The organism is Streptomyces xinghaiensis S187, from assembly GCF_000220705.2.
GTDB classification, from domain to species: Bacteria; Actinomycetota; Actinomycetes; order Streptomycetales; family Streptomycetaceae; genus Streptomyces; species Streptomyces xinghaiensis.
In genome coordinates this window covers 813370-837998 of the sequence record NZ_CP023202.1, presented here as the reverse complement: position 1 = coordinate 837998, position 24629 = coordinate 813370, and the positions used below count along the sequence as shown (strand labels likewise).

The 24629-nt window shown below is 71.7% G+C and carries 13 protein-coding genes; 7 read left to right on the top strand and 6 right to left on the bottom strand.

Translation table 11 applies throughout. From position 1 onward, the window contains the following. Window positions 1-6 precede the first annotated feature (6 nt). From SXIN_RS03550 to SXIN_RS03540, 3 genes are all read left to right on the top strand, one after another. On the top strand, window positions 7-1125 hold the full coding sequence (locus tag SXIN_RS03550; protein WP_019710603.1) for a fatty acid desaturase family protein: 1119 nt from the start codon (window positions 7-9) through the stop codon (window positions 1123-1125). Between the two features lie 547 nt (window positions 1126-1672). Next, on the top strand, window positions 1673-9862 hold the full coding sequence (locus SXIN_RS03545) for a type I polyketide synthase (RefSeq protein WP_238153663.1): 8190 nt from the start codon (window positions 1673-1675) through the stop codon (window positions 9860-9862). Between the two features lie 252 nt (window positions 9863-10114). Continuing rightward, entirely contained in the window at window positions 10115-11722 is a 1608-nt protein-coding gene (locus tag SXIN_RS03540) for an alpha/beta hydrolase (protein WP_019710602.1), read from the top strand. Window positions 11723-11858: 136 nt separating this feature from the next. Here the strand turns inward: SXIN_RS03540 and SXIN_RS03535 are convergent, their stop codons facing one another. After that, window positions 11859-12818, bottom strand: coding sequence for a quinone oxidoreductase family protein (locus SXIN_RS03535; protein WP_039822963.1), 960 nt, complete (start codon window positions 12816-12818; stop codon window positions 11859-11861). 66 nt (window positions 12819-12884) lie between these two features. Here SXIN_RS03535 and SXIN_RS03530 point away from each other — a divergent pair, with 66 nt between their 5' ends. Further along, on the top strand, window positions 12885-13523 hold the full coding sequence (locus tag SXIN_RS03530; RefSeq protein WP_019710600.1) for a TetR/AcrR family transcriptional regulator C-terminal domain-containing protein: 639 nt from the start codon (window positions 12885-12887) through the stop codon (window positions 13521-13523). Between the two features lie 288 nt (window positions 13524-13811). On the opposite strand, the gene SXIN_RS03525 is transcribed toward SXIN_RS03530, so the two are convergent. The 3 genes from SXIN_RS03525 to SXIN_RS03515 are packed head-to-tail and all read right to left on the bottom strand — an operon-like array spanning window position 13812 to window position 17534. Then, the gene (locus SXIN_RS03525; RefSeq protein ID WP_019710599.1) at window positions 13812-15236 is read right to left on the bottom strand and encodes an MFS transporter; all 1425 of its coding nucleotides are present in this window, start codon (window positions 15234-15236) and stop codon (window positions 13812-13814) included. A 46-nt stretch (window positions 15237-15282) separates the two neighbouring features. Beyond that, on the bottom strand, window positions 15283-16779 hold the full coding sequence (locus tag SXIN_RS03520) for an MDR family MFS transporter (RefSeq protein ID WP_019710598.1): 1497 nt from the start codon (window positions 16777-16779) through the stop codon (window positions 15283-15285). Continuing rightward, on the bottom strand, window positions 16776-17534 hold the full coding sequence (locus SXIN_RS03515; RefSeq protein WP_019710597.1) for an alpha/beta fold hydrolase: 759 nt from the start codon (window positions 17532-17534) through the stop codon (window positions 16776-16778). Before SXIN_RS03515 ends, SXIN_RS03520 begins: the two co-directional genes overlap by 4 nt. A 208-nt stretch (window positions 17535-17742) precedes the next feature. On the opposite strand from SXIN_RS03515, the gene SXIN_RS03510 reads away from it, so the two are divergent. The 3 genes from SXIN_RS03510 (at window position 17743) to SXIN_RS03500 (ending at window position 22738) form a co-directional block, all read left to right on the top strand. Continuing rightward, on the top strand, window positions 17743-18969 hold the full coding sequence (locus SXIN_RS03510; RefSeq protein ID WP_019710596.1) for an FAD-dependent monooxygenase: 1227 nt from the start codon (window positions 17743-17745) through the stop codon (window positions 18967-18969). Between the two features lie 645 nt (window positions 18970-19614). Beyond that, window positions 19615-21786, top strand: a complete 2172-nt coding sequence (locus tag SXIN_RS03505; RefSeq protein WP_039822973.1) for a glucose PTS transporter subunit IIA — start codon at window positions 19615-19617, stop codon at window positions 21784-21786. 97 nt (window positions 21787-21883) lie between these two features. Then, the gene (locus tag SXIN_RS03500) at window positions 21884-22738 is read left to right on the top strand and encodes a PRD domain-containing protein (RefSeq protein ID WP_019710594.1); all 855 of its coding nucleotides are present in this window, start codon (window positions 21884-21886) and stop codon (window positions 22736-22738) included. A gap of 108 nt (window positions 22739-22846) precedes the next feature. Here the strand turns inward: SXIN_RS03500 and SXIN_RS03495 are convergent, their stop codons facing one another. Both SXIN_RS03495 and SXIN_RS03490 read right to left on the bottom strand, forming a co-directional pair. After that, window positions 22847-23377: a hypothetical protein gene (locus SXIN_RS03495; protein ID WP_019710593.1), complete on the bottom strand. Its 531-nt coding sequence runs from the start codon at window positions 23375-23377 to the stop codon at window positions 22847-22849. A gap of 742 nt (window positions 23378-24119) precedes the next feature. Further along, the gene (locus SXIN_RS03490; RefSeq protein ID WP_019710592.1) at window positions 24120-24524 is read right to left on the bottom strand and encodes a winged helix-turn-helix transcriptional regulator; all 405 of its coding nucleotides are present in this window, start codon (window positions 24522-24524) and stop codon (window positions 24120-24122) included. Window positions 24525-24629: the final 105 nt, after the last annotated feature.

Sequence of the window (24629 nt, the reverse complement as noted above, 5' to 3'; positions counted from 1 at the left end):
AGCACCTTGACCGCCATCGACCCCACCGCCCACCTGACCGCGGAGCAGATCGAGGAGTTGGGCCGCGAGCTGGATGCGATCCGCGACGAGGTGATCGCCGACCGCGGCGAAAAGGACGCCGCCTACATCCGCAAGGTCATCTCGGTGCAGCGCACGCTCGAGCTGGCCAGCAGGGGCGTGCTCCTGTTCTCGATCTTCCCGCCCGCGTGGCTGCTCGGCACCGCCGGGCTGTCCGTGGCGAAGATCATGGACAACATGGAGATCGGCCACAACGTCCTGCACGGCCAGTGGGACTGGATGCGGGACCCGAAGATCCACTCCACCACCTGGGAGTGGGATCACGTCTCGCCGTCCGAGCAGTGGAAGCACTCGCACAACGAGCTGCACCACACGTACACCAACGTGATCGGCAAGGACAACGACCTCGGCTACGGCATCATGCGCGTCGACGAGGACCAGAAGTGGCACCCGTTCCACCTCGGCCAGCCGCTGTGGAACTTCATCAACGCCTGCTTCTTCGAGTACGGCATCGCGGCGTACGACCTTGAGCTCGGCAAGAACCTGCACAAGCGCCGCCGCAAGGACCCGGAGTTCCGCGCGCGGGCCAAGGCCGTGGGCCGCAAGATCCGCAAGCAGGTACTCAAGGACTACGTGATCCACCCGCTGCTGTCGGGCCCGTCGTTCCTCACCACGCTCGCCGCCACGTTCACCGCGAACGTGGTCCGCAACCTCTGGTCCCACTCGGTGATCATGTGCGGGCACTTCCCCGAGGGCGTACAGGTCTTCGAACGCCGCTCGATCAAGGGCGAGACGCGCGGCCAGTGGTACCTGCGCCAGATGATGGGCTCGGCGAACATCAGCGGCAGCAAGGCCATGCACTTCATGACCGGCAACCTGTCGCACCAGATCGAGCACCACCTGTTCCCGGACCTGCCGAGCAACCGGTACGCCGAGGTCGCGGTGAAGGTGCGCGCGCTGTTCCAGAAGTACGAGCTGGAATACGTCACCGGCCCGCTGCCCAAGCAGGTGTTCTCCGCTTGGCACAAGGTTTTCCGGCTCTCGCTGCCGAACAAGAAGCCCAAGGTCAAGACCCCGGACCGGGAGCAGGAGCTCGTCGCCGCCTGATTCCCGGTATCGGTTCGATCTCCCGGCCGTACCGGGGCACCGATGTGCCGGAGACCGTCCCCGGCACAACTGCGGTGCCCTCCCCGAAGGCTCGGGTGCTCGTCCCGCTGCTCTTCCTGTGCGCTCTCGTGGCCGTCGCCGCCGGACTCGGAATCACAGGTGCCGCGGGGGAGTTCACCGCGCCGATCGTCGTCGCGCCGGCCATGGCCGCCGCGCCCCTTGCCCGCCGGTTCGGCGTGACGGTGATTGACTCCTTCGCAGAGCCCCTGGCCCCGCCACCGGCTGCCGGGGAGGACGTGCACCGGCCGGTGCCCGAAGCCGTCCGCCGGGCCGCCCCACCGGTCCGCACTGTCAACTGTCGGAGCCGTGGGACGACGACCACAAGACCGCCTCCCCGCCGCGGGGCCGTTCTCGGCCATCGTCGCGACGTCACCCACTCGCTCGGGACGGCGGCCGCGGAACCCGCCGGTCCGTCCTGGCGTCCTCAACCGCGGCTTCACACGGGAGGGTTGAGCGGGTGGGTATGGATGTGGACATCATCAGGCCGTTGCCGGCGTCGCTCCGGGAGCATGCCCGGCGGCTCGGGGACAAGGCCGCCTTCGCGGACCGCCGAAGGAAGCTCACCTACCGGAACCTGGACGTCAGGACCGGGCGGCTGGCCGGTCACCTGGCGGGGCTCGGCGTGGCGCGGGGCGAGCGGGTGGCGATCCTGCTCGGCAACCGGGTCGAGACGGTCGAGAGCCTGCTCGCCGTCGTCCGGGCGAGCGGGGTGGGCGTGCCGCTGGATCCCGGCGTCTCCGGGCCGGAGCTGATCCGTCTGCTGGACGACTGCGGTGCGCGCGTGCTCGTCACCGACGAGGCGCGGCTCGCCCGTCGGCGGGAGCTGCTGTCCCGTCCCGGTCTGACCGTGGTGGTGGCCGACGGCGGCGAGGAGGACGGGGACTCCGGCACGCCGCCGGGCCGGGCCGGGGCGGCGGACGGTGCAGTGCGCTACGAGGAGCTGGCGGGCACCGGGCCGGGGCTGCCGGCCCGGGACAACCTCGGGCTGGACGAGGTGGCCTGGCTGCTGTACACATCGGGGTCCTCCGGCACGCCCAAGGGAGTCCTGCTCACCCAGCGCAACCGCCTCGCGCCGGTCGCCTCCGGTCTCGTCGGCGTCCTCGGTCTGTCGCAACGGGACCGGCTGCTGTGGCCGTTGCCGCTCCACCACGCCATGAGTCAGGTGATCTGCGTCCTCGGTGTGACGGCGACCGGGGCGAGCGCCCTGCTCCTGCCCCGGTTCTCGGCGGCCGGGGTGATCGGTGAACTGCGCCGCACCGAGGATCCCTTCACGCTCCTCGGCGGGGTGCCGACGACGTACTCGGCGCTGCTCGACACGGTCCGCGGTGAACGGGAGCGGGGCGGGAGCGGCCACGGCCTCGGGACGTCCTCGCTGCGCGGCTGCATCAGCGCGGGTGCTTCGGCCGGGCCGGACTTCCGGAGGTCCTTCGAGACCGTGTGCCGCGCTCCCTTCCTGGAGCACTACGGCAGCACCGAGGCCGGCCCGGTGACCATGGCGGCGCCGGGCGACACGGCGCCGGCCGCGTCGTGCGGCCGGGTGCTGTCCGGCACCCGGGTACGGGTCGGGGGCGGCGCGGACGGACAGGACACCGGGGAGGGCGAGTTGTGGGTGAGCGGGCCCGGGGTCATGGCCGGCTACCACAACCGGCCGGAGGAGACCGCCGCGGTGCTGCACGACGGCTGGTTCCGCACCGGTGACCTGGCGCGGATCGGGCCATCGGGCGACATCGTGATCACCGGCCGGAAGAGTGAGCTGATCGTGCGGGGCGGGGTGAACATCCATCCGGCCGAGGTGGAGGCGGTGCTGCGGCGGCTGCCCCGCGTGGCGGACGCCGCGGTGGCCGGGCGCCCGCACCCCGTGTTCGGCGAGGTGCCGGTCGGTTACCTGGTTGCCGAGCCGGGCGGTGGCGCACTGGACAGGGCGGCGCTCCTCGCCGCCTGCCGGGCGGAACTGTCCGCCGTCAAGGTGCCCGTCGGACTGTACGAGGTGGACGGCATTCCCCGTACCTCCTCCGGGAAGGTGCGGCGCCCCGCCCTGGCCGGCCTGCCCGCGCGCGAGCTGGTCGCGGGGACGGCAGGGGAGCCTGCGGAGGACCTGCTGGGTCTGGTGCGACGCGAGGCGGCCGCCGTGCTCGGTTGCGCGGCGGAGGCGGTAGAGCCGGCGACGGCACTGCGCGACCTGGGCATGGACTCGCTGGCCGCGACGGTGCTGCGGGAGCGTTTGGCGGCGGCGACCGGACTGCCGCTGTCCGAGGCCGTCGCCTTCGACTTCCCCACGGCTGCCGCCCTCGCCGCCCACCTGCGTTCACGGAGCGCCGGATCACCGCCCGGCCCGGCGGTCGCGCACGGTGGCGCGGCCGGGCCGGAGGACGATCCCGTGGTGATCGTCGGGATGGCGTGCCGCGCACCCGGCGGGGTGACGTCCCCCGAGGAGCTGTGGCGGCTGGTGGCCGACGGGACGGACGCCATCGGGCCGTTCCCCACCGACCGGGGCTGGGACACCCGGGCGCTGTACGACCCGGACCCGGGGCGACCCGGCCGGACGTATGTGCGTGAGGGCGGCTTCCTGACCGGTGTGGACCGCTTCGACCCCGGTTTCTTCGGCATCTCCCCGCGCGAGGCGCTGGCGATGGATCCGCAGCACCGGCTGCTCCTGGAGGTGGCGTGGGAGGCGTTCGAGCACGCCGGTGTCGTCCCCCGCACGCTGCGCGGCTCGCCGACCGGCGTGTACGTCGGTCTGATGTACAGCGACTACGCCCAGCGCCTGACGCGGGTGCCCGAGCACGTCGAGGGCTACCTCGGCCTCGGCAGCGCCGGGAGCGTCGCGTCGGGACGCATCGCCTACACCTTCGGTCTGGAGGGGCCGGCCCTCACGGTCGACACGGCATGCTCGTCGTCCCTGGTCGCACTGCACCTGGCGGCCCAGGCACTGCGCCGGGGCGAGTGCTCGTTCGCGCTGGCCGGCGGCGCCACGGTGATGTCGGGGCCCTCCTCGTTCGTGGAGTTCAGCCGGCAGCGGGCGCTGGCCCCGGACGGCCGCTGCAAGGCGTTCGCCGCGTCGGCCGACGGCACGGGGTGGGCCGAGGGCGCCGGGATGCTGCTGCTGAGCCGGTTGTCCGAAGCGCGCCGCGCCGGGCTGCCGGTGCTGGCCGTGGTGCGCGGCTCGGCGGTGAACCAGGACGGGGCCAGCAACGGGCTGACGGCACCGCACGGCCCGGCGCAGCAACGGGTGATCCAGCAGGCCCTGGCGGACGCCGGGCTGTCCCCGGGGGAGGTCGACGCGGTGGAGGCACACGGCACCGGCACACGGCTGGGCGATGTCATCGAGGCGGAGGCGTTCCTGGCGACGTACGGGAGCCGGGAGCGCGAACGCCCGCTCCTGCTGGGATCGGTGAAGTCGAACATCGGTCACACCCAGGCCGCCGCCGGCGTGACGGGGGTGATCAAGACGGTGCAGGCGATGACCCACGGCATGCTGCCGCGCACGCTGCACGCGGACGAGCCGACCGGCCGGGTCGACTGGTCGTCGGGGCGGCTGGAACTGCTGCACCGGGCGGTGCCCTGGCCGGGGACGGGGCGCCCGCGCCGGGCGGCGGTGTCCTCCTTCGGCATCAGCGGCACCAACGCGCACGTGGTGCTGGAGGAACCACCGGCGGATCCCACGACGCCGCCGCGGGTGTCCGGCACGCACGAGGGGCCCGTGAGCGCCCGCTCCGACAGCCGTGCGGTGCGGGAACCCGTGCCCGTCGCCGTGTCGGCGAAGAGCGGGTCCGGACTGCGGGACCAGGCACTGCGGTTGTACGAGCGGGTGTCCCGCGATCCGGACGCGACCCCGGCGGACATCGGGTACTCACTCGCCACCACCCGGTCCGCCTTCGAGCACCGGGCCGTCGTGGTGGCCCGGGACCGTGCCGAGCTGCTCACCTCCCTGCGGGCGGTGGCGGAGGACGGAGACGGACCGGGCATCCACACGGGCACGGCCCGCGGGCAGGCGGCGACGGCCTTCCTCTTCACCGGGCAGGGCAGTCAACGCCTCGGTATGGGGCGTCAGTTGTACGACTCCCGGGAGCGGTACGCGACTTTCGCGCGGTCGTTCGACGACATCTGTTCCCTGTTCGATCCGCTGCTGCCCGTGCCGCTGCGGGATGTCGTGTTCGCCGGTCCCGGTACCGGCACGGGCGACCTGGTGCACACCACCCGGTTCGCACAGCCCGCGCTCTTCGCCCTGGAGACGTCCCTGTTCCGCCAGTTCGAGGCCTGGGGCGTCCGTCCGGACCTGGTCGCCGGGCACTCGGTGGGCGAGGTGACCGCGGCGCATGTCTCCGGGATCCTGTCCCTCCCGGACGCCTGCACGCTGGTGGAGGCCCGGGGCAGGCTGATGGACGCGCTGCCGCCGGGTGGCGCGATGGCCGCCGTGTCCGCCGGTGAGGACGAGGTCGCCGAGGTGACCGCCCGGCTCGCCGGCACGGGGCGCGTCGTGGAGATCGCCGCCGTCAACGGGCCCGGCTCGGTGGTCGTCTCGGGTGACGAGGCCGCGGTGCGGGAGACCGTCGCGTACTTCCGGGAGCGGGGTCGCTCCACGACGTCGCTGCGGGTGAGCCACGCCTTCCACTCCGCGCGGACGGAACCGATGCTGGACGGTTTCGCGGAGGTTTTGCGGGGGTTGTCCTTCGGCACGCCGCGACTCGGTCTCATCACCGCCGTGCCGGGACGGCCGGCCACCGAAGAGGAGCTGGCCACCCCGGAGTTCTGGGTCGGCCATGTCCGCCGCCCGGTCCGGTTCGCCGATTCGGTGGCGTACCTCCGGGAGCGGGGCGCGGCACACTTCGTCGAGCTGGGTCCGCAGGGGGTACTGGCCGGGCTGGTGCGCGAGTGCCTCACCGCGGACCCTGCGCCGCTGGTCGTACCGGTGCTGCGCGGGGCGCGGCCCGAGGCGGACACGCTGACGGACACCGTCGCCGCGCTGTACGCCCACGGCGTGCCGGTCGACTGGGAGGCCTGCTTCGCGGGGCGCGACGGACGGCGCGTCGCGCTGCCCACGTACGCCTTCCGGCGCCGGCGGTACTGGCTGGACGCCTCGCCGTCGAACCCGTCGAACACACCGAACCCGTCGGCCGGCGGACCGGACGGTGTGGAGCATCCGTTCCTGTCGTCGCGCACGGCGACCGCGGAGGACGACGGGCTGCTGCTGGGCGGAATCCTCTCCGTGCCCGGCCGGCCCTGGCTCGCCGATCACGAGGTGGCGGAGTCGGTCCTGCTGCCGGCGACCGCCTTCGTGGAGATGGCCCTGCACGCGGGTGCGTCGGTGGGCGCGCCCGTCCTGGACGAACTCGTCCTCACCACGCCCGCGCCACTGCCCCGGGACGGCGCGGTCGAGTTGCAGGTGAAGGTGTCGGGACCGGACGGGGCGGGACGCCGGACCGTGCTCTTCCACACCCGGCCGCACCCGTCGGCCGGCGACCGCCCCTGGCAGCGGCACGCCTCCGGAACCCTCGCGCCCGCGCACCCCTCGCCGGACCACTCCCCGGCCGTCACCGGGGCCGGGGCGCCCTGGCCACCGCCGGGTGCGGTGCCCCTGGCCGCCGGCGGACCGGACGCCGATCCGTACGAACTGCTCACGGGGATCGGGCTGGGCTACGGGCCCGCCTTCCGGGGCCTGCGCGGGGCCTGGCGGAGCGGGGAGGAACTGTACGCCGAGGTGGCGCTGCCCGAGGCCGCCCGGGCCCCGGCCGCGGGGGACGACGGCCCGGAGTTCCTGCTGCATCCCGCGCTGCTGGACGCGGCCCTGCACGTCCTGGCGCTCGACGGCCGCACGGCGCGCCCCGACGCCGCCGACGGAGACGGGGTGTCCTTGCCGTTCGCCTTCGACGGGGTCCGTCTGCACCGTGCCGGGGCGCACGTGCTGCGGGTCCGGATCGTTCCCGGTCCGGACGGGCGGGCCGCGGTGGAGCTGTCCGACGAGGCGGGCGCGCCGGTGGTGTCGGTGCGTGCGCTGACGCTGCGGCCCCTTCCGGCCCCGCCCCCCACGGCGCCCGTCACCGGGGGCCTGCACCGGATGACGTGGGTGCCGCTGCCGGCGGCGCCCGTGCCTGCGCCGGTGCCCCGGTGGGGCGTCCTGGGGGCGTCGGGTACGGGGCAGGTGGATGTGCTCGCTCCCCCGGGATCGGGGATTCCCGTGTACGCGGGCCCGGCGGCGGTCGGGGGTTCGCCGGCCGTGGTGGTCGCACCGTTCGGGCCGCCTCCGGAGGGGGCGGGTGCCGTGGAGGATCCGGCCGCGGGGTCGCGGTGGGCGGCGCGGCGGGCTCTGGAGCTGGTACGGGAGTGGCTCGCCGAACCACGTCCGGTGGGCTCGCGTCTGGTCCTCGTCACCTCCGGTGCCGTCGACCCGGTCGGGGACGGCCCCTTCGAGGACGGCCCGGCCGGGGGAGCCGGCCCCGGGGAGCGGGTGCCGGCCCACGCGGCGGTGTGGGGGCTGGTCCGTTCGGCCGAGAGGGAGAATCCGGGCCGGTTCGCCCTGGTCGACGTGGACGATCACGCGGACTCCTGGCGTGCGCTGCCCTCGCTGCTGGCCGCTCCGGCGCCGGAGACGGCCGTTCGGCGGGGAACGGCCTACGCGCCGCGGCTCGTCCGGGCGGACGGGACGCCCGAGGAAGGGCGGCTCCCGCGGCTGGATCCCGACGGCACCGTACTGGTCACCGGTGGCACCGGTTCCCTGGGCATGCTGGTGGCCCGCCACTTGGTCACCGCCCATGGTGTACGGCATCTGCTGCTCGCCGGCCGGCGCGGGCCGGACGCGCCGGGAGTGAGGGAACTCGCCGCCGAGCTGGGCGAGGCGGGTGCGCGGGTCGTCGTCCGGGCGGCCGATGTCGCGGACCGCACGGCGCTCGCCGCCCTGCTGGACTCCGTACCCGCGGACCATCCGCTGACCGGGGTGGTGCACACCGCGGCGGTGCTGGACGACGGCATCGTCCCGGCGCTGACGGCGGACCGCCTGGACCGGGTGCTGCGGCCCAAGGCGGACGCCGCCCTCGCCCTGCACGAACTGACCCGGAAATGTGATCTGGCGATGTTCGTGCTGTTCTCCTCGGTGGCGGGCACCTTCGGCTCGGCCGGGCAGGCCAACTACGCGGCGGCCAACTGCGTGGTGGACGCGCTGGCCCGGCACCGCGGCCGGCTCGGTCTGCCCGGCACGTCGATCGCCTGGGGGCCCTGGCAGCAGAGTGACGGGATGACTGCCCACCTCGGTGACACCGACCGGCGGCGGATGGCCCGCTCCGGCTTCGCCCCGCTGGGGGCCGAGGAGGGACTGGCGCTCTTCGACGCCGCCGTGGCGGGCGGGGACCCGGTGGTGGTGGCGGCCCGCTTCGACACGGCTGTGCTGGGTGCGGGCGAACCGGCTGAGCGTCCTCGCCGGGGGCCCGGAGCGGGCGGGGACCGCTTCCCGCGACTGCTGGCGGCTGCTTCCCCCGAGGAGCGCGGCGCCTTGCTGCTCGAGGAGGTACGGGCCCGGGCGGCCTCGGTGCTGGGGCACCCGGAGGGGGCCGGCGCGATCGACGGGGACGGCCTGCTGGCGGAGCTGGGGCTCGATTCGCTGGCGGCGGTCGACCTGCGCAACCTGCTCGCCGCGTCGACGGGACTGACGCTGCCGTCCACTCTGCTGTTCGACTTCCCGACGCCGCGTGCGGTCGCCGCCGAACTGGCGGAACGGTACACGCGGGAGACGGCTCCCGGCCCCTCCTCCGGCGCCGGGGAACGCCCCGGTTCCGTCGGCCGCGGCGGCGGCTCCGCCGGCTCCGCCGCCCCCGCTGAGGCTTCCGGGGGGCGGTCGGCAACGGCCTGTCCAGAGGGTCCGGTCGCGGCGACGGACAGAGTTCCGGATTCCCTGGGCGAGCTCTTCCGGACCGCCTGTGCCCGGGGCCGTACCTGGGACGGCATGGCGCTGCTCACCATCGCCGCGCGGCTGCGCCCGGTCTTCGACGACGCCGGGGCCGCCGGTGCGGCGCTCACACCCGTCACGCTGGCGCCGGGCGGTGCGGGCGCGGCCCGGCTGATCTGCTTTCCCGCCCTCAGCGCGCTTTCCGGGCCCCAGGAGTACGCGCGCTTCGGTGCCGGACTGCGGGACCTCCGGCCGGTCTCGGCGGTGCGGTATCCGGGGTTCGGGGCGGGGGAGGAGCTGCCGGGCACACTGGACGCCTTCGTCACCGCGCAGACCGCCGCCGTCCGTGCGCTCGCGGGCGGCGGAGCGCCCGTGCTGCTCGGCCGCTCGGCCGGTGGCTGGGTGGCGCAGGCCGTGGCCGAGCGGCTGACCGCCGAGGGCTCCGCCCCGGCCGCCGTCGTCCTGGTGGACACCTATCCGAGCGGGACGGACGACCGTGAGCAGGCGCTCTCCGCGATGACGTCGGACATGCTGCGGCGGGCGGCCGAGTTCTCCTCGGCCGATGCGGACCGGCTCACCGCCATGGCCGGTTACGTCGAGCTCTTCACCGGCTGGAAGCCGGCGCGGCTCGCCGCCCCCACACTGTTCGTCCGGGCCCGGGATCCGCTGCCCGGCGTGGAGGCCGCCCCGCCCTGGGGTCTGCCGCACACCGAAGTGACCGTCCCGGGGGACCACTTCACCGTCCTGGAGGAACACGCACGCACGACCGCGCTCACCGTCCACCGCTGGCTGGGCTCGTGAGCCGTCTCCCGCGGCGGTCCCCGGGCGACCGCCGCGGGCCGGACGGCGTCACCGCCGGCACGGTCGCCGGCCTGCTGCGGGAGGAGGGCTTCAGTCCGCAGGCCAACGCCAAGACCACCCCGGGATCCCCCGAGCGAGCTACCTGTTTTGTCCTCTCTGGGGCGATGCGCGCCACCGGCGGTCTCTTGTTGACTCGAATCGTCAACACACCGGCCGGACAAGGCCGGACAGCCCAGTAGCTAGGACAACACCATGACCACGACACGCAGTTCCGCGCAGCACGGTCTCCCCGGAAGCCGCCGAATCGCCGCAGCTCTGCTGGTTTCCACGCTGGCAGGAACCGCACTGGTCGCGTGTACTGCCGACGCCAAGGGCTCGACACCGCCCAAGGGCTCCGGCAAGAGCGCCGGCGGGACCGCGGGCGACGCCAAGATCACCTGGGGTACGTGCCCGGCCCCGACCGGGGGACACACCCGTGAGCCCGACCTGGCCTGTGGCACGTTGGAGGTGCCACTCGACTACCGGAACCCGGGCGGCACGAAGATCGACGTGGCGGTCTCCCGGCTGTCCACCGCACAGCCCGGGAAGCGACGTGGCGTTCTGCTGCTGAACCCCGGCGGGCCGGCCCTGGGCGGTCTCGGCATGCCCGAAACCATGGAGTCCAGACTGCCGAAGTCCGTGCTGGACCGCTACGACTTGATCGGTTTCGACCCGCGCGGCGTCGAACACAGCACCCCACAGAGTTGCGGTCTGCAGGACCCCAGCGTGCCCGGGCTCTTCCCCTACCCCGCCGCGGACGGCTCGATCACCAAGAACGTGGCCCTCGCCAAAGCCAACGCCAAGCAGTGCGCCGACACGGTGGGCAAGAATCTGCGGTACTACAACACCGCCAACACCGCCCGCGACATGGACCGCATCCGCCAGGCGCTCGGTGAGAAGAAGATCTCCTACTGGGGCCAGTCCTACGGCACCTACCTCGGCGCCGTCTACCGCTCCCTCTTCCAGGGCCGCGTCGGGCGGATGGTCCTGGAAGGCAACGTCGACCCCACCAAGGTATGGGCCAACCAGGTGGCGGACATCTGGGGCAAGGGCATGGCCGACCGGTTCCCCGATGCCGCCCGCGTCGCCGCGGCGCAGGCCGGCACCCTCAAGCTGGGCACGAACGTCGCGCAGGTGACCGACACCTATCTCGCCCTCGCCGACCGGCTCGACCGCACGCCCGCAGCGATTCCCGGCTCATCCGTGTCGCTGGACGGGGCGCTGCTGCGGAACATGACCTACGCCCTGCTTCTGCACGACAACACCCTTCCCGTACTCGCCCAGTTCTGGAAGGCCGCCGACAACCTGGCCCACGGCAGCACCACGGCCGCCGACACCGCGCTTCTCAAGGAGGTGTTCGCCGCCACACCGACGTCCCCGGGCATCCCCGCGGACAACCAGGCCACCATGTTCATGGCTCTCACCTGCGGCGACGCCGAATGGCCGCACGACGTCGACGGCTACGCCGCCCGCACCACCGCCGACCGCGAGAAGTGGCCGCTCACCGCGGGCATGCCCGCCAACATCTGGGCATGCGCCTACTGGGACAAGCCGGCTGAGGCGACTGTCAAGGTCGTGAAGGGCGGCCCGCGCGACACTCTGATCCTGCAGAACCGCCGGGACAATGCCACCCCGTGGGAAGGCGGCGTCGGGCTGCACAAGTCCCTCGGCGACGCCTCGGCCTTCGTCGGCGTGGACAACGGCGGGCACTCCGTCTACGGCGAGGGCTCCGCCTGCGCCGACAAGGCCACCGTCGACTTCCTGGCCGGCGGCCACCTGCCGGACAAGGATGTCTACTGCACCGACGTCACCCAGAAGTAACCCGCCGGAACGCGGTGCTTCCCTCCCCGGCTCGCTGTCCGGTTGGAGTCGCCTCGACGGGGCCCTTCCGGCCTTCACTCGGCCGACGCGGAGACGGTCCTGCACTGTCGCCTCCGCGCCGGGCGGGCGGGCTTCCTCAGTCGGGCACGATGACGGCGCGGGTCCGTCCGGTGTGCGCCCACGCTTCGCCGGCCCGGCTGAGCGGGTAAGCGGTGTAGGGGACTTCGAGGGTTCCGTCCGCGATGCGGGCGATGACCTCGGGCACTTCACCGAGTGTCTCTTCCTTCGATACCGAGCCGGCGCCACTTCCCGAGATGTGGAGGCGCCGGCTGCGCAGCAGTGCCGCGGGCAGCTGCGCCTCCTGCCCGGCGACCGAGCCGATCTGCACATAGGCGGTTTCCGCGCCCTCGTCCTGCCCGCCGGTCCGGCCGAGGGCGGCGAAGGCGGCCTCGGCGACCGGGCCCCAGAGGAAGTCCAGCACCAAGGCGGGCGGCGCCTCGGCCACAACTGCACCCAGGGCTGCGGCCATCTTGTCGGGGTCGCTGTCGCCGAGCGAGACGGTCACGGCACCCAAGGCGCCCAGTCGCTCGAGCTCCTGGGCGTCACGCCCGGCGGCAATGACCCGGGAGGCGCCGAGCGCCAGCGCCGCCTGCACCGCCATCCGGCCCGACATGCCGGTCGCCCCGAGTACCAGCACGTCGCCGAGGTCACTCTTCTCCCTGCGCCGGGCGGCGAGCACCATCCACCCGGACATGCCCGGGTTCATGCCGGCCGCGACCGCGAGCGGGTCCACCCCCTGCTCCAGCTCCACCTCGAACGGGGCGATCAGCCGCTCCGCCATCGTGCCCCGCGGGGGCATGGCGAAGCCGGTATAGACCAGGCGGCCGTCCCCGGTGCGGGCCACGGCGTCGATGCCCGGTACGAGCGGGTAGGTGCCGGTGCTGCCGTAATGACGGCCCGATGCCAAACCGCGGACGACGTTGTGCAGCCCTGCGCCGACCAGGTCGCGCGGCTCCCGTCCCCCCTGGGGCTCCGGGTCGGGGAAATCGGCCAAAACGGGCGTCTCGCCGGGGGCATTTACCACCACAGCGCGCATTTCCTCCTCCTTAACTAAGTTCAGTCACTCTGTTCAGGGTGCCTGAACAGCGTTAAGGTGTCAAGCATGAGTAAAGGCATCACCCGGGACCGGATCGTGGCGACAGCGCTGGAACTCCTCGACGAGATCGGTATGGCCGGCTTGACCGTGCGTGCGCTGGCGAACCGACTCGACGTACGCCCGTCCGCGCTGTACTGGCACGTACGCAACAAGCGGGAGCTGCTCGACGAGATGAGCACCGCTGTCATGCGCCATGTCGGCTCCGCCTTGTCGGAGCTTCCACCAGGTGGCGGCTGGCGTGATGATCTGGCAGCTTTCGCGGGTGTGCTGCGTGCGGAGTTCCTGCTCCACCGCGACGGGGCGCGCATCTTCAGCGGCACGCGCATCACCGACCCGGAGGTGGTACGCGCGAAGGAGTTCTGGTTCGCCCGCTGGACCGCATCCGGGGTCGAGCTCTCCGACGCGGACGACGCCGTCGATCTGGTGACCGCGTTCGTTGTCGGGTTCGTGATCGAGGAGCAGGAACACCTCCAGTCCGCCGAGACCGACCCGACGCGCTACTCCCTCGCCGAGCGTGACGCGTGGCTGGGCGAGGACGCGCCGTTGGTCAAGCGCGCCGGCCACCTCCACGACGACGGTGACCAGCGCTTCGAGCGGCACCTCGGCATCGTTCTCGACGGGCTCGCCGCCCGGCTGAAGGTCTGACACGGGCTGAGGACGGCTGCTGTCGGACACGGAACAGCCAGTCCGAAGCGCCCGCCCCGTGCGTGCCGGGGCGGGCCCTTCACGCTTTTCCGTCCGGCGGAGGACGCCGCCTTCCCACCGGCGGAGGACGCCGCCTTCCCACCGGCGGAGGACGCCGCCTTCCCACCGGCGGAGGACGCCGCCTTCTCCAAGGGCCCGCCCCGGCGTCGGCGGCGTCCCTCCCGACCCCGTGGAGTGATCCGGGAAACCGCTCACCCCCGGATGGCCGGAGCCGGCCGCAGGGGGGTATCAGCGACGGCGTACGAGGGCGAGTGCGAAGACTGCCGCGGCGGCGAGGGCTGATCCGGCCATCAGGATGTAGAGGCGCACTCCGGTCAGGGAGTTCGCGGCTACGCCCTCAACCACGATGTCCGTGTCGGTGAGCTGGAGCACCGTCGCCCCGGCGACATTGAGTACGACCGATCCGACCGCGAGCATCACCGTCACCAGGCTTCCGGCCGTTCCGTGCTGTTCCGGGGGCACGATGGCGGTGGCCAGGTTGTAGCCGGAGGCGATGGTGGCTCCTGCGGCCATGCCCAGCAGCGTGGCGCAGCCCAGTGCGACCGGCAGCATCGATACTCCGGCCAGCATCCCGAGTGTGGCCGCCATCCCCAGAGCGATACCCCCGATCAGAACCTGGGCGGGGCCGAACCGGGCAGCCAGAGCACCAGCCAGGGTCCCGCCGGTCATGATGCCGAGAGCGGGGAGGGCGAACATGGCGAGGACCGCGCTGCCGCCGCCCAGCCCGTAGCCGAGTCCGAGATCGGGCGACACCTGGGCGACAAGACTCTTCAGCTGGAGCATGCTCTGGGTCGAGCCTCCGGCGAGCGCCACCACGGCAAGCGCCAGTGCCAGGGGAAGGCCGATGTTGCGCAGATCGATGATCGGGTCTTTGACGCGCAGTATGTGTGCCAGCCCCGCGACCAGTGCGACCCCGCCGGCGGCCAGCATGGCCAGGATGCCCGGGTTGAACCAGCCCGCGTCCGGCCCGAGGCTGACGTATCCCAGGGTCCCGACCAGGCCGCCGCCGAGCAGGAGGGCACCGGTGACGTCGATCGACCCGGTGTTCCGGATCGGCGGTTCGGGGATGAACAACCGTACGGACACGGCGGCGACGGCGGCGAGAGCCGCCGCACCGAAGAACACGCTCCGGTAGCCGAAGCTGTCGATCGCCTCGCCCAACGGGACCAGGGAGAGGATCGCCAGGACCGAGGAGCCGGAGGTCACGACACCGACGGCAGGCATCGCGAGACGGGCGCCGCAGAGCTGGCGGGCCAGGGCGACCGTGAGGAGCATCGACCCCACGGCCGCACCCTGGAGGAACCGGCCCAGCACGAAGACGACGAGGTTCGGTGCGGTCATGCAGATGACCGAGCCCACGCCCGCGGTGATCAGGGTGAGAAGCAGGATCCGGCGCTTGCCGTGGATGTCGGCGCTCCGGCCCAGCAGCGGCGCCCACATGGCACCGGCCAGCATCGCGCTCGCGTTGATCACGGCGGCCTGGCCGGTCTGGAAGTGCTGCAGCATCTGCGGCAGCGCCAGCAACGGAGCGATCAGGACCACGTCGGCCAGCAGGTTGGCGACGGTGAGGATGGCCAGCCGGCGGACCAGCCGCCCGCTCCATCGGTCTTCCGTGGCGTGCGACGGGCGCACCGGGGAGATGGTGTTGAGCATGGATTCTCTTCTCTGAGAAGAACGGACATGGCCCGTTGCTTTGCTGTCAGTGCGCCGCAGGCGTCTCATCGGAGGGCGCCCGGTGGATGAAGAAGGCGCCGGCGATCGCGGCCAGCGACAGCGCGGCGGCGACCTGGAACGCGGCGTGGACGCCGCCCGCGGTCTGCTCCAACGGCGGCAGTCCTACGGCTGCGACGGCGGAGGAGCGTGCCGACATGACGCTGACCAGCAGTGCCACCCCGGCTGCGCCGGCCAGCTGCTGAGCGGTGCCGAAGATCGCGCTGCCATAGGAGTAGAGAGCGGGCTCGACCGCCCCCAGGCCCGCGGTGAACAGCGGCGTGAACACCAGCGCCAGTCCCACCGACAGCAGCAGGTGGGAGCTCACCACCCGCACGAGGGAACTGTCGCTCGTGAACAACGTCATGAGCCACAGAGCCGAACTGGCTGCGATGGTCCCGGGTACCAGCAGTGCCCGCGCTCCCAGCCGGTCGTACAGCCGGCCCACCACCGGCGCGAGCACGCCCATGAGGACACCACCCGGCAGGAGCACAAGGCCCGTGGTGAGTGGCTGAAGCTCCAGCACGTCCTGCAGGTAGATCGGCAGCAGCACGACCGTGCCCAGCAGGGTGGCCATCATCAGCATCATCACCACGGTCGCCACGGTGAACGCCGGCTTGGTGAACGGGCGCAGATCCAGCAGTGCACGACCGGTGCGCTGCAGGACCAGTTGCCGGAACACGAACGTCACCAACGCCACCGAGCCGGCTCCGACGGCACCCCATGCCACCAGGGGCGAGGTGGTACCGGTGGAGTGTCCGATGCTGCTGAGTCCGTAGACGAGCCCGCCGAAGCCGAGCGCGGAAAGTGCCACCGAGGCCACGTCGATCGAGGCGGAAGCGGTCTCGCCGATGTCCGTGACCCGCCACAGGCCCAGCACCAGGGTGCAGAGGGCCACCGGCAGGACGAGCCAGAAGATGTACCGCCAGCTGAACAGGTCCAGGATGACGCCCGATACCGTGGGGCCTGTCGCGGGGGCGACCGAGATCACGACCGAGATGTTGCCCATCAGCGCGCCCCGGCGGGCCGGCGGAACGAGCGTCATCACCGTCGTCATCAGCAACGGCATCATGATCGCCGTACCGCCGGCTTGCACCACGCGGCCCGTCAGCAGCACACCGAAGCCCGGCGCGAGCGCCGCCAGCAGGGTGCCCGCGCTGAACAGGACCATCGCCGTGGCGAACAGTCTGCGCGTGGGCACTCGGCGGATCAGGAAACCGGTGACCGGGACGACCACGGCCATCGTGAGCAGAAAACCGGCGGTCAGCCACTGGCCCACGCTCGCCTCGATCCGCAGATCGGCCATGAGCACCGGCAGCGCAACGCTCATCACCGTCTCGTTGAGGACCACGACGAAGGTGGAGACCAGCAGCACCCCGATCACGGCGCGCTCGCGGGCGTCCAGCCGCGCTGCGCCGTCATGTCCGTCCGCCGCACGTACACCTGCGCCGGACGGACGGGACGCGGATTCCTGGGCGACGCTCACGAGTTGAGCGTCGCCCAGAAGGAGCGCAGTTCCGCTGCCGCGGCAGCCGGATCCTGCAGCATCCACCAGTGCCCCAAGCCCTCCAGCTCGGCGGTCCGGGCCCCCAGAAGGGCAGCGACCTCGGAGGAGGCGGCCGATGCGTCGAAGCCGTCGGCCGTCGGCTGCAGCACGAGCCCGGGAGCGGGCGCCGGCCGGGAAAGCTCCGGACCCCAGTCGGCATACGCGTTGGGCTGCGCCGAGCGGTAGAGGTCGAGGATGCAACCACACATCGTCGCGTCCTGGCCCGCCTCCATCGCCGCGGCATCGTCGTCGGGCGCGCCGGCCGACCGCAGCAGACCGCCGAGGGAGAAGGGCCCGGACATCCTCCCGGCCACCAGGTCCGTCATCCACTCCTCACCACGGCCGGGCGTCTGCCACACCCGGCCCATCTCGTGCCAGGTGTAGTCGGCGTGGAACACGGCACCGACATCCACGGCCCAGCTGCGCACCCGCACGTCCAGCGCCGTGACCGCGCGCAGCACGATCCCGGACCCCCAGTCGTGCCCGACCACATCGACCGGGCCGTCGAAGCCGCGTAACCGGCCGGCAAGCCAGGCCGCATAGGCGTCCTTGGTCGCTTCGAATCCCGCGGGCCGCGCGGTCCCGAACCCGGGCAGGCCGAGCGCCACCGACTCCGTGCCCTCCCTCAGGTGCGCACGCACCCCGTTCCAGAGCGCGCCGGTCTCGGGGACACCGTGGACAAAGACAGCAGGCATGAGAATCCTCCCCGTCCTGAACTAAGTTCATGTTATAAAGAGGACACTGCCCGAACAAAGTTAAGGAGTCAAGCCGGTCCTGAACGGCGGGCCGCGACGGCAGAGACACCACGGCAGGAGGGCGAGCGACACGGTGAGCCCGGAAGAGACATGTGACGACCATCCGTCGCATCTGTTGCGACGGATGGTCACCGAAACTGGAGGAATCATGGCGAAGCGTGCTCTGGTGGTGGGGCTGGGTATCGCGGGTATGGCCGCGGCGATCGGAATGCGCCGGGCGGGGTGGGAGGCCGTGGTGATCGAGCGTTCCCCCGAGCGCCGCACGGGCGGCTACTTCATCGGGCTGTTTCCCGAGGGCCTGCAAGCGGCCGCCGGCCTGGAGATCGACACATACCTGCACACCCGTAACCCCGTGGGCGGCGGGGACACATGGTCCCTGAGCCGCCGTGGGAAGCGTGAGCGGGCCCTGGGATTCCTGGACCAGCCAGGTCGGCCCGCGGCGGTGCTCCGCGGAGATATCGAGGAGGCGCTCTGGCAGAGCGTGGTCGGAGCGGGGGAAGAAGGCCACCGTATCGAGGTGCGTCTCGGGACCGTGCCCGTGGAGATCACCGGGAGCGGCACCGGGGTGGACGTCCTGCTGGAGAAGCCCGGCGGCGGCGGGCGCTACCGGGAGACGTTCGACCTGGTCGTCGGTGCGGACGGCCTGCGCTCCACTGTGCGCCGGCTGGCCTTCGGTCCACACGAGGACTACATGACGAAGTGGGGGGCGATGATCTGTGCCTTCGAGATGCAGCAGCAGGTGCCGTCCTTCGAAGCCCAGGACAGCGTGATCAGCGCTCGGGCCGGGCGGGCAGCCTGGGTGTTCGGGTTCGCCGACCGACCCCCCACCGCGCTGCTGACCTATCGGACCGATGACATCGAGGCGCAGTTCACCGGGACCCCCGTCGAGCGCATCGGTGAGGCGTTCACCGGGATGGACGACCCTGTGGTGCGGCACGCGCTGGACTCGCTGCAACAGGCCCCGGAGTTCCTCTTCGACTCGGTCCACCAGGTGAAGATGCCCCGGTGGAGCAAGGGGCGCGTCGTGCTCCTCGGCGATGCGGCCTGGTGCCTGAACCTGTACTCGGGGATGGGTGCCACGGCCTCGCTGCACGGCGGCGCGGAACTGGGGACGGCTCTGCGAGAGCACCCGGACGATCCCGATGCGGCCCTGTCGGCCTGGGAGGACGGGCTGCGTCCCTTCATCACCAAGAACCAGCGCGTCGCCCGCCTCAAGCAGCAGATGTTCGTTCCCTCCGGCCGGCTGGCGGAGGGAATGCGTTCCGGCCTCTTACGGGTCGCTCTCAACGTGAGGCGGAGGAAGGCGGCAAGGGCCGCCGAACCCCGCGTCGGGAACGACGAACAGCCCGGCACAACCCGGCAGGAAGCGGCTTAGTACTCCGGTCCGGCTTCGCGATCTTGTCGCGGACCCGGCTGGGAACGGATACGGCCACCGCGTGATCACCGGGGGTTCGTGCGGACTCCTGGAGATCGTGCGGTGGCCCGCGGGCCACCGCGCGGACCCTGCCCGCCGGCGGGCGATGTTCCACCGGGTCATGCCCGGATCGCGGGCCGGTTCCGGCGGGTTGGGCCCCGGGCCGCCTCCCGCGCCCATCTGTTCGGACCGCCGTCGAGCGCCGAGCGGAAGAACTGCCGGCCTCACGAATCGCCATGGCTGTCGGCCACGCAAGTCTCGTCCACCTGGAGGCGCCCGCCCGTCTCGCCCGTCTGCTCGACGAACCGGCGGGCTGAGCGCGCTTACCCGGGCCCTGTTCCGGGCCGTCGTGGAACCGGTCGCGGTGGGACCGGTCCCGCCCGGTGCTACAGTTGTGGACGATCGATCTCGATCGCAGGGTTGTTACTCTCCGAGGACACCACCGTCGTCGCCTCGCGCGACGCCACGGCGGTGTACCGCTTGAGGAGAGGCAAGGCCTGGGTAGCGCCGCGTGCGCGACCCAGGCCTTTTTCGTTGCCTGAACCCGGGCGGGAGAGATCGCGGACCTACGCAGGACGGCAGGGATCAGGGATGCAGGAACGCATCGTGAACACACCCGCACCGGGGATCGACGGGCTGGCGGAGGAGATCCTCCGTGACGTCGGTGGAGCGGAGAACATCGAGAGCCTCACACACTGCGCGACGCGGCTGCGCTTCCAGCTCCACGACGGCGGCAAGGTCGACCAGGCCGCGCTCGACGCCCTCGACGGCGTCATGGGCACGGTGCCGCAGTCCGGAGACCGCTTCCAGATCGTGATCGGCGGCGCCGTCGCGAACGTCCACGCCAAGATCATCAACTTGCCGTCGATGAGCCGCTCCGGCGCGGCGCGCCCGCAGTCCGACGCGGAGGTCAAGGCCGCGGTTCGCGCCAAGAGCCGGGGCCGCTTCGCCTGGCTCGACAACTTCTTCGAGTACCTCTCCGACTCGTTCCGCCCGCTGCTCGGCGTGCTGCTGGGCGCTTCGCTGATCATCGCGATCGCCTCGGTCCTGGATGCCCTCGGCGTGGTCGACTTCCGTGCCGAGGACAAGTCGGCCACCTGGGTGTTCGTCGACGCGATGTGGCGCTCGGTGCTGTACTTCCTGCCGATCATGGTCGCCTACAACGCGGCCAAGAAGCTGCAGATCGATCCGTGGGTGGGCGCCACGGTGATGGCCGCGGTGATGACCCCGAACTTCACGGGGATGCTCAACCCCGACTCCGGCATCCCGGGCGTCACCTGCTCCACCAACGCCACGCTGGGCACTCAGCAGTGCGTGGCGGACGTCTTCGGCCTGCCGCTCCAGCTCAACGACTATGGCGGCCAGGTGTTCGTACCGCTGCTGATGGCCGCCCTGCTCGCCCTGGTCTACAAGGGTCTGCAGCGCGTGTTCCCCGAGAACATCCAGCTGGTCTTCGTGCCGTTCTTCAGCATGCTGATCACGATCCCGGTGACCGCCTTTCTCGTCGGCCCCCTGGGGGTCTGGGCCGGCAACGGCATCGGGGAGGGCCTGGCCTGGCTGAACGGCAACGCCCCGCTCGTCTTCGCGATCTTCATTCCGCTGCTGTACCCGTTCCTGGTGCCGCTGGGCCTGCACTGGCCGCTGAACGCGCTGATGCTCCAGAACATCAACACCATCGGCTACGACTTCATCCAGGGCCCGATGGGCGCCTGGAACTTCGCCTGCTTCGGTGCGACCGCGGGCGTACTGCTGCTCTCGATCCGCCACCGCGAGCCGCTCATGCGCCAGACCGCCACCGGCGCCCTGGCCGCGGGCCTGTTCGGCGGCATCTCCGAACCGTCGCTGTACGGCATCCACCTGCGCTTCAAGCGGATATACCCGCGCATGCTCGTGGGCTGCCTGGTGGGCGGTGTGATCGTGGGCGTCCTGGGCGGCGTGGACACCGAGGTATTCGCCTTCACCTCTGTGCTGACCATCCCGGTCTTCTCTCCGGTGGGCGTCTACCTCATCGCGATCACGGCGGCCTTCGTCACCGCGATGGTGCTCGTCTACTTCTCCGACTACCGCACTCGCGAGGAGCGCGCCCAGGCCAACGCCGAGCGTGACGCCGCCGAGGCCGCCGCCCGCGGTGGGGCCACCGGCACCGACACCGACACAGACACAGACACAGACACCCACCGTGAGACCGCAGCGGCCGACGACCGTGAACTGGTCACCGTCGGCGCCGCGTACGCGGAAGCCACCGCCGATGCCACGGGCCCCGCCACCGGCACCGCTTCCGGCGCACCCACCGGCATCGCTTCCGGCGCTCCCGCCGCCGCGAACAGCATCGCCCTCCGCGCGCCGGTCGCGGGCCGCGTGACCGGCCTCGACACGGTCGAGGACCCGGTCTTCTCCTCCCGGGCGCTCGGTGAGGGCGTGGGCATCGAGCCGGCTGACGGCCGTATCGTCGCCCCGGTCGACGGCGAGCTGATCACCGTCGCGGACACCGGCCACGCCTTCGGCATCCGCACCCCGCACGGCGTCGAGGTGCTCATCCACATCGGCATCGACACGGTACAGATGCAGGGCGAGGGCTTCGACGTGCACGTCGCGCCCGGCCGGCGGGTCAGCTCCGGTGACCTCCTGGCCGAGGTCGACCTCGACGCCGTACGCGCCGCGAACCACCCGACCGTCACCCTCATGACCGTCCTGAACACCGCGGATCTCGCCGCGGTGGAGCCGCACACCGGGCAGGACGTCACCGCCGGTGACCTCGTGGTGACCGTACGGCGGTGATGTCCCGCCGCCGGTCCGGCGCGCGCACGCCCCTTGGCATGATGGGCGCGCCGGACCGGAAGACGCAGGACGGGGCACGGACAGGAGGGGGACGGCGGTGAAGGTACTGCGGGTCCTCAACAACAATGTGGTCCTCGCACGTGATGAGAAGGGCCAGGAGGTCATCCTCACCGGACGCGGCATCGGCTTCGGCTCCAGCCAGGGCAAGCCTGTCGACGCCGCGCTGGTGAAACGGGTCTTCGTCCCGGCCGACGGCCGTGACCCCGATCACCTGGCCGAGGCTCTCGCTCTCATCAGCGAGGAGGTGCTCCACGCTGTCGTGACCGCTCTCGGCGAGGTCGGCATCGAAGAGCGCGAGTCCACCCGCCCCACCCTCGCCATCGCCGTCGCCGACCACATCGCCGGCGCGCTGGAGCGGGCCGCGCGGGGTATCGCCATCGAGTACCCGCTGCGCGCCGAGGTCCAGACCCTGTACGCCACCGAGTACGCCCAGGCGCAGCGCCTGCTGCGCGCCATCAACGAGCGCCTGACCCCGGAGCTGGATGCGTCCGAGGCGACCGCACTCGCGCTGCACCTGGTCAACGCGGGCTTCGTCTCCGGCGATCTGTCCTTCACGTACACGATGACCGGGGTCATCCAGCAGATGCTCGCCGTGGTGCGGGAGCGCTACAGCCTGGGCGTCTTCGACACGTCGTCCATGGGCGCGGCGCGGTTCATCACCCACGTGCGCTACCTCTTCGTGCGTATCCAGCAGCAGAAGCAGCTCAAGGGCCAGGAGTCCACGATCGGCAAGGGCATCCGCCAGCACTACCCGGAGGCGACCCGCACCGCGCAGCAGTTGGCGACGATCGTCGAACTGCGTCTGGGACAGCAACTGAGCGAGGACGAGGTCTCCTACCTGGCACTCCACGTGGCCCGCATGACCATGGACGCCAACGGCACCGCCACGTAGAAGCCGTCAAGGAACAACGCGTTGGCTCAACGGAGACGAACTCGTTGATGTGGTACGTGCATATCCGGCGGGGTTCCGCTCGCGCGGCCGTACCCGGTGCGAGCGGCTTTACAGGTCCCCGTCATCGACGGGTTCGGGCTCGCGGGTGTACCAGAGGTCGAGCACGTACTGCTCCTGGACCGGGCATTCCCGCCATGCTCGCTGGACGCGATCGCGGTCCCAGTTCTCGGTGAGACGGCGGTGCATGCACGTGGTGTGGTAGTCGCCGGTGGCCCGGCGGCCGGTCCACCAGGCGTGTCCTTCGTATACGCCCGGGCGGGGCAAGGTCATCTCACCGGCCGGTCCGAAGGTGAACTGGCTGATGACCACGATGCCGGTTTCCGACTCCAGGGACGCGGCGACGGCCCCTTCCACATCCTCGGGGACGGGGTGGGGTGCGTCCCAGATCCGGAGGGTGACGCGGACACGGATGTCGTCCTGCAGGCTGTGGAGGTAAAGGTGGTAGCCGTTACCGGCTACCACCCGGCTCCGCGACGCGGCCAGGGAGTCGTCATCTCCGAGATAGGCGTCCGCGTCGTAGACCTCGACGATGCGGCGGTCGGGGCGGGCTGTGGTGCTGTACTCGGTGAGGAGCGCCATGGCAGGCCATTTCCAGGCAGGTCAGGGAGTTGATCTTGAGAAGGCATCGCCATCGAGTATGTGCTTGGCCCGTGCACCAAGTCCAGCTATGGCTGCCTGCCTTGTTGCCCGGACCGTCGACCAGGCGTGCGGAGTTGCGGGCGGAGCGGTTGCCCGAACGGGTCGGCCGCCGCGAACCCGGCAGGTCAGCAGCGCCTGGTCAAGGGGCGCCCGATGGGACGCCGACGCGGCTCGGGACGGGGTTCGCGACGACGTCGCCGAACAGCTCGGCCCGAGCGGGGTGTTGATCACGGACGATCCCCGGCAGAGCCGATCGCCGCTGAACCGCCTGATCAAGTGCGCCTTGCTCGCCGAGTTCAGCTCAGGAGCGGGACCGAGCCAGGGGAGCCGGAGCCGCTCTCATCACCCGCTGAAAGTCCGGCTTCCGGCCGTGCCCCGCCCGGCGAAACCGTCCGCGGCTGCCACCGGACACAGCAGGCGCCGGCGGCGGACAGCCGGGAACTCTCGGCTGGGGAGTCTTCGCCCTCATGAAGCGCTGACGCTCCCGTCCCGTGCGGGCCCGGGCGTCGGACCGTCCGGGCAAGCACGGGACATGTCGTCACCGTGCCATGACGCCGCCGGCTGCAGCCGCTCCTCGCGGCCGCGGGCTGCCACCGCTTCCGCAGGGCCCGGTCCCGGGACAGCTCCGCCTCGCCCGCATGGGCGGTCGAACAGCGGGCGGACCCGGCCGCACGCCGGGACGTCACGCCCGGGCTGTGGCGGTGTGCGATTCCTGGGATGCGAGAACCGCGGGCATGTTGGCCTCGATGTGGCCGATGAAGGCCATGAGGTGGTCAGCGGTGGTTTCCCCCAGGGGCGTGAGGGAGTAGTTGACGCTCGGGGGCATCGCGGTGAGGACCTCGCGGCTGACGAAGCCGTCGCGCTCCAGGGCCTGGAGTGTCTGGGCGAGCATCTTCTCGCTGACTCCGTCGATGCGCCGACGCAGGGCGTTGAAGCGCGCGGGCCCCTTGCGCAGACCGGCGAGGACCAGGACGCCCCAGCGGCCCGTGAGGTGGTCCAGGACCTGACGGGAGGGGCAGTGCTTGGCGAAGACGTCGAACTCCAGCGCGGCCGCCTGGCGCTCGTCCTCGGTGGACGGCTCGTTCATGCATACCTCCTTCTCCCGCACTCTCCTCCACGTTACCTCGAACACAGTGCGGCGTAAAAGTTTGCACTAACTATTAGTTAGCGTACGGTGGGGGCCGGGAAGCCG

What these genes read in the sequence shown, in the direction of transcription:
- SXIN_RS03530 (WP_019710600.1), top strand. Translation starts at nt 12,885, where the DNA reads ATGAGTAAAGGCATCACCCGGGACCGGATCGTGGCGACAGCGCTGGAA.
- SXIN_RS03495 (WP_019710593.1), bottom strand. Translation starts at nt 23,377, where the DNA reads ATGGCGCTCCTCACCGAGTACAGCACCACAGCCCGCCCCGACCGCCGC.
- SXIN_RS03490 (WP_019710592.1), bottom strand. Translation starts at nt 24,524, where the DNA reads ATGAACGAGCCGTCCACCGAGGACGAGCGCCAGGCGGCCGCGCTGGAG.
- SXIN_RS03535 (WP_039822963.1), bottom strand. Translation starts at nt 12,818, where the DNA reads ATGCGCGCTGTGGTGGTAAATGCCCCCGGCGAGACGCCCGTTTTGGCC.
- SXIN_RS03525 (WP_019710599.1), bottom strand. Translation starts at nt 15,236, where the DNA reads ATGCTCAACACCATCTCCCCGGTGCGCCCGTCGCACGCCACGGAAGAC.
- SXIN_RS03515 (WP_019710597.1), bottom strand. Translation starts at nt 17,534, where the DNA reads ATGCCTGCTGTCTTTGTCCACGGTGTCCCCGAGACCGGCGCGCTCTGG.
- SXIN_RS03510 (WP_019710596.1), top strand. Translation starts at nt 17,743, where the DNA reads ATGGCGAAGCGTGCTCTGGTGGTGGGGCTGGGTATCGCGGGTATGGCC.
- SXIN_RS03540 (WP_019710602.1), top strand. Translation starts at nt 10,115, where the DNA reads ATGACCACGACACGCAGTTCCGCGCAGCACGGTCTCCCCGGAAGCCGC.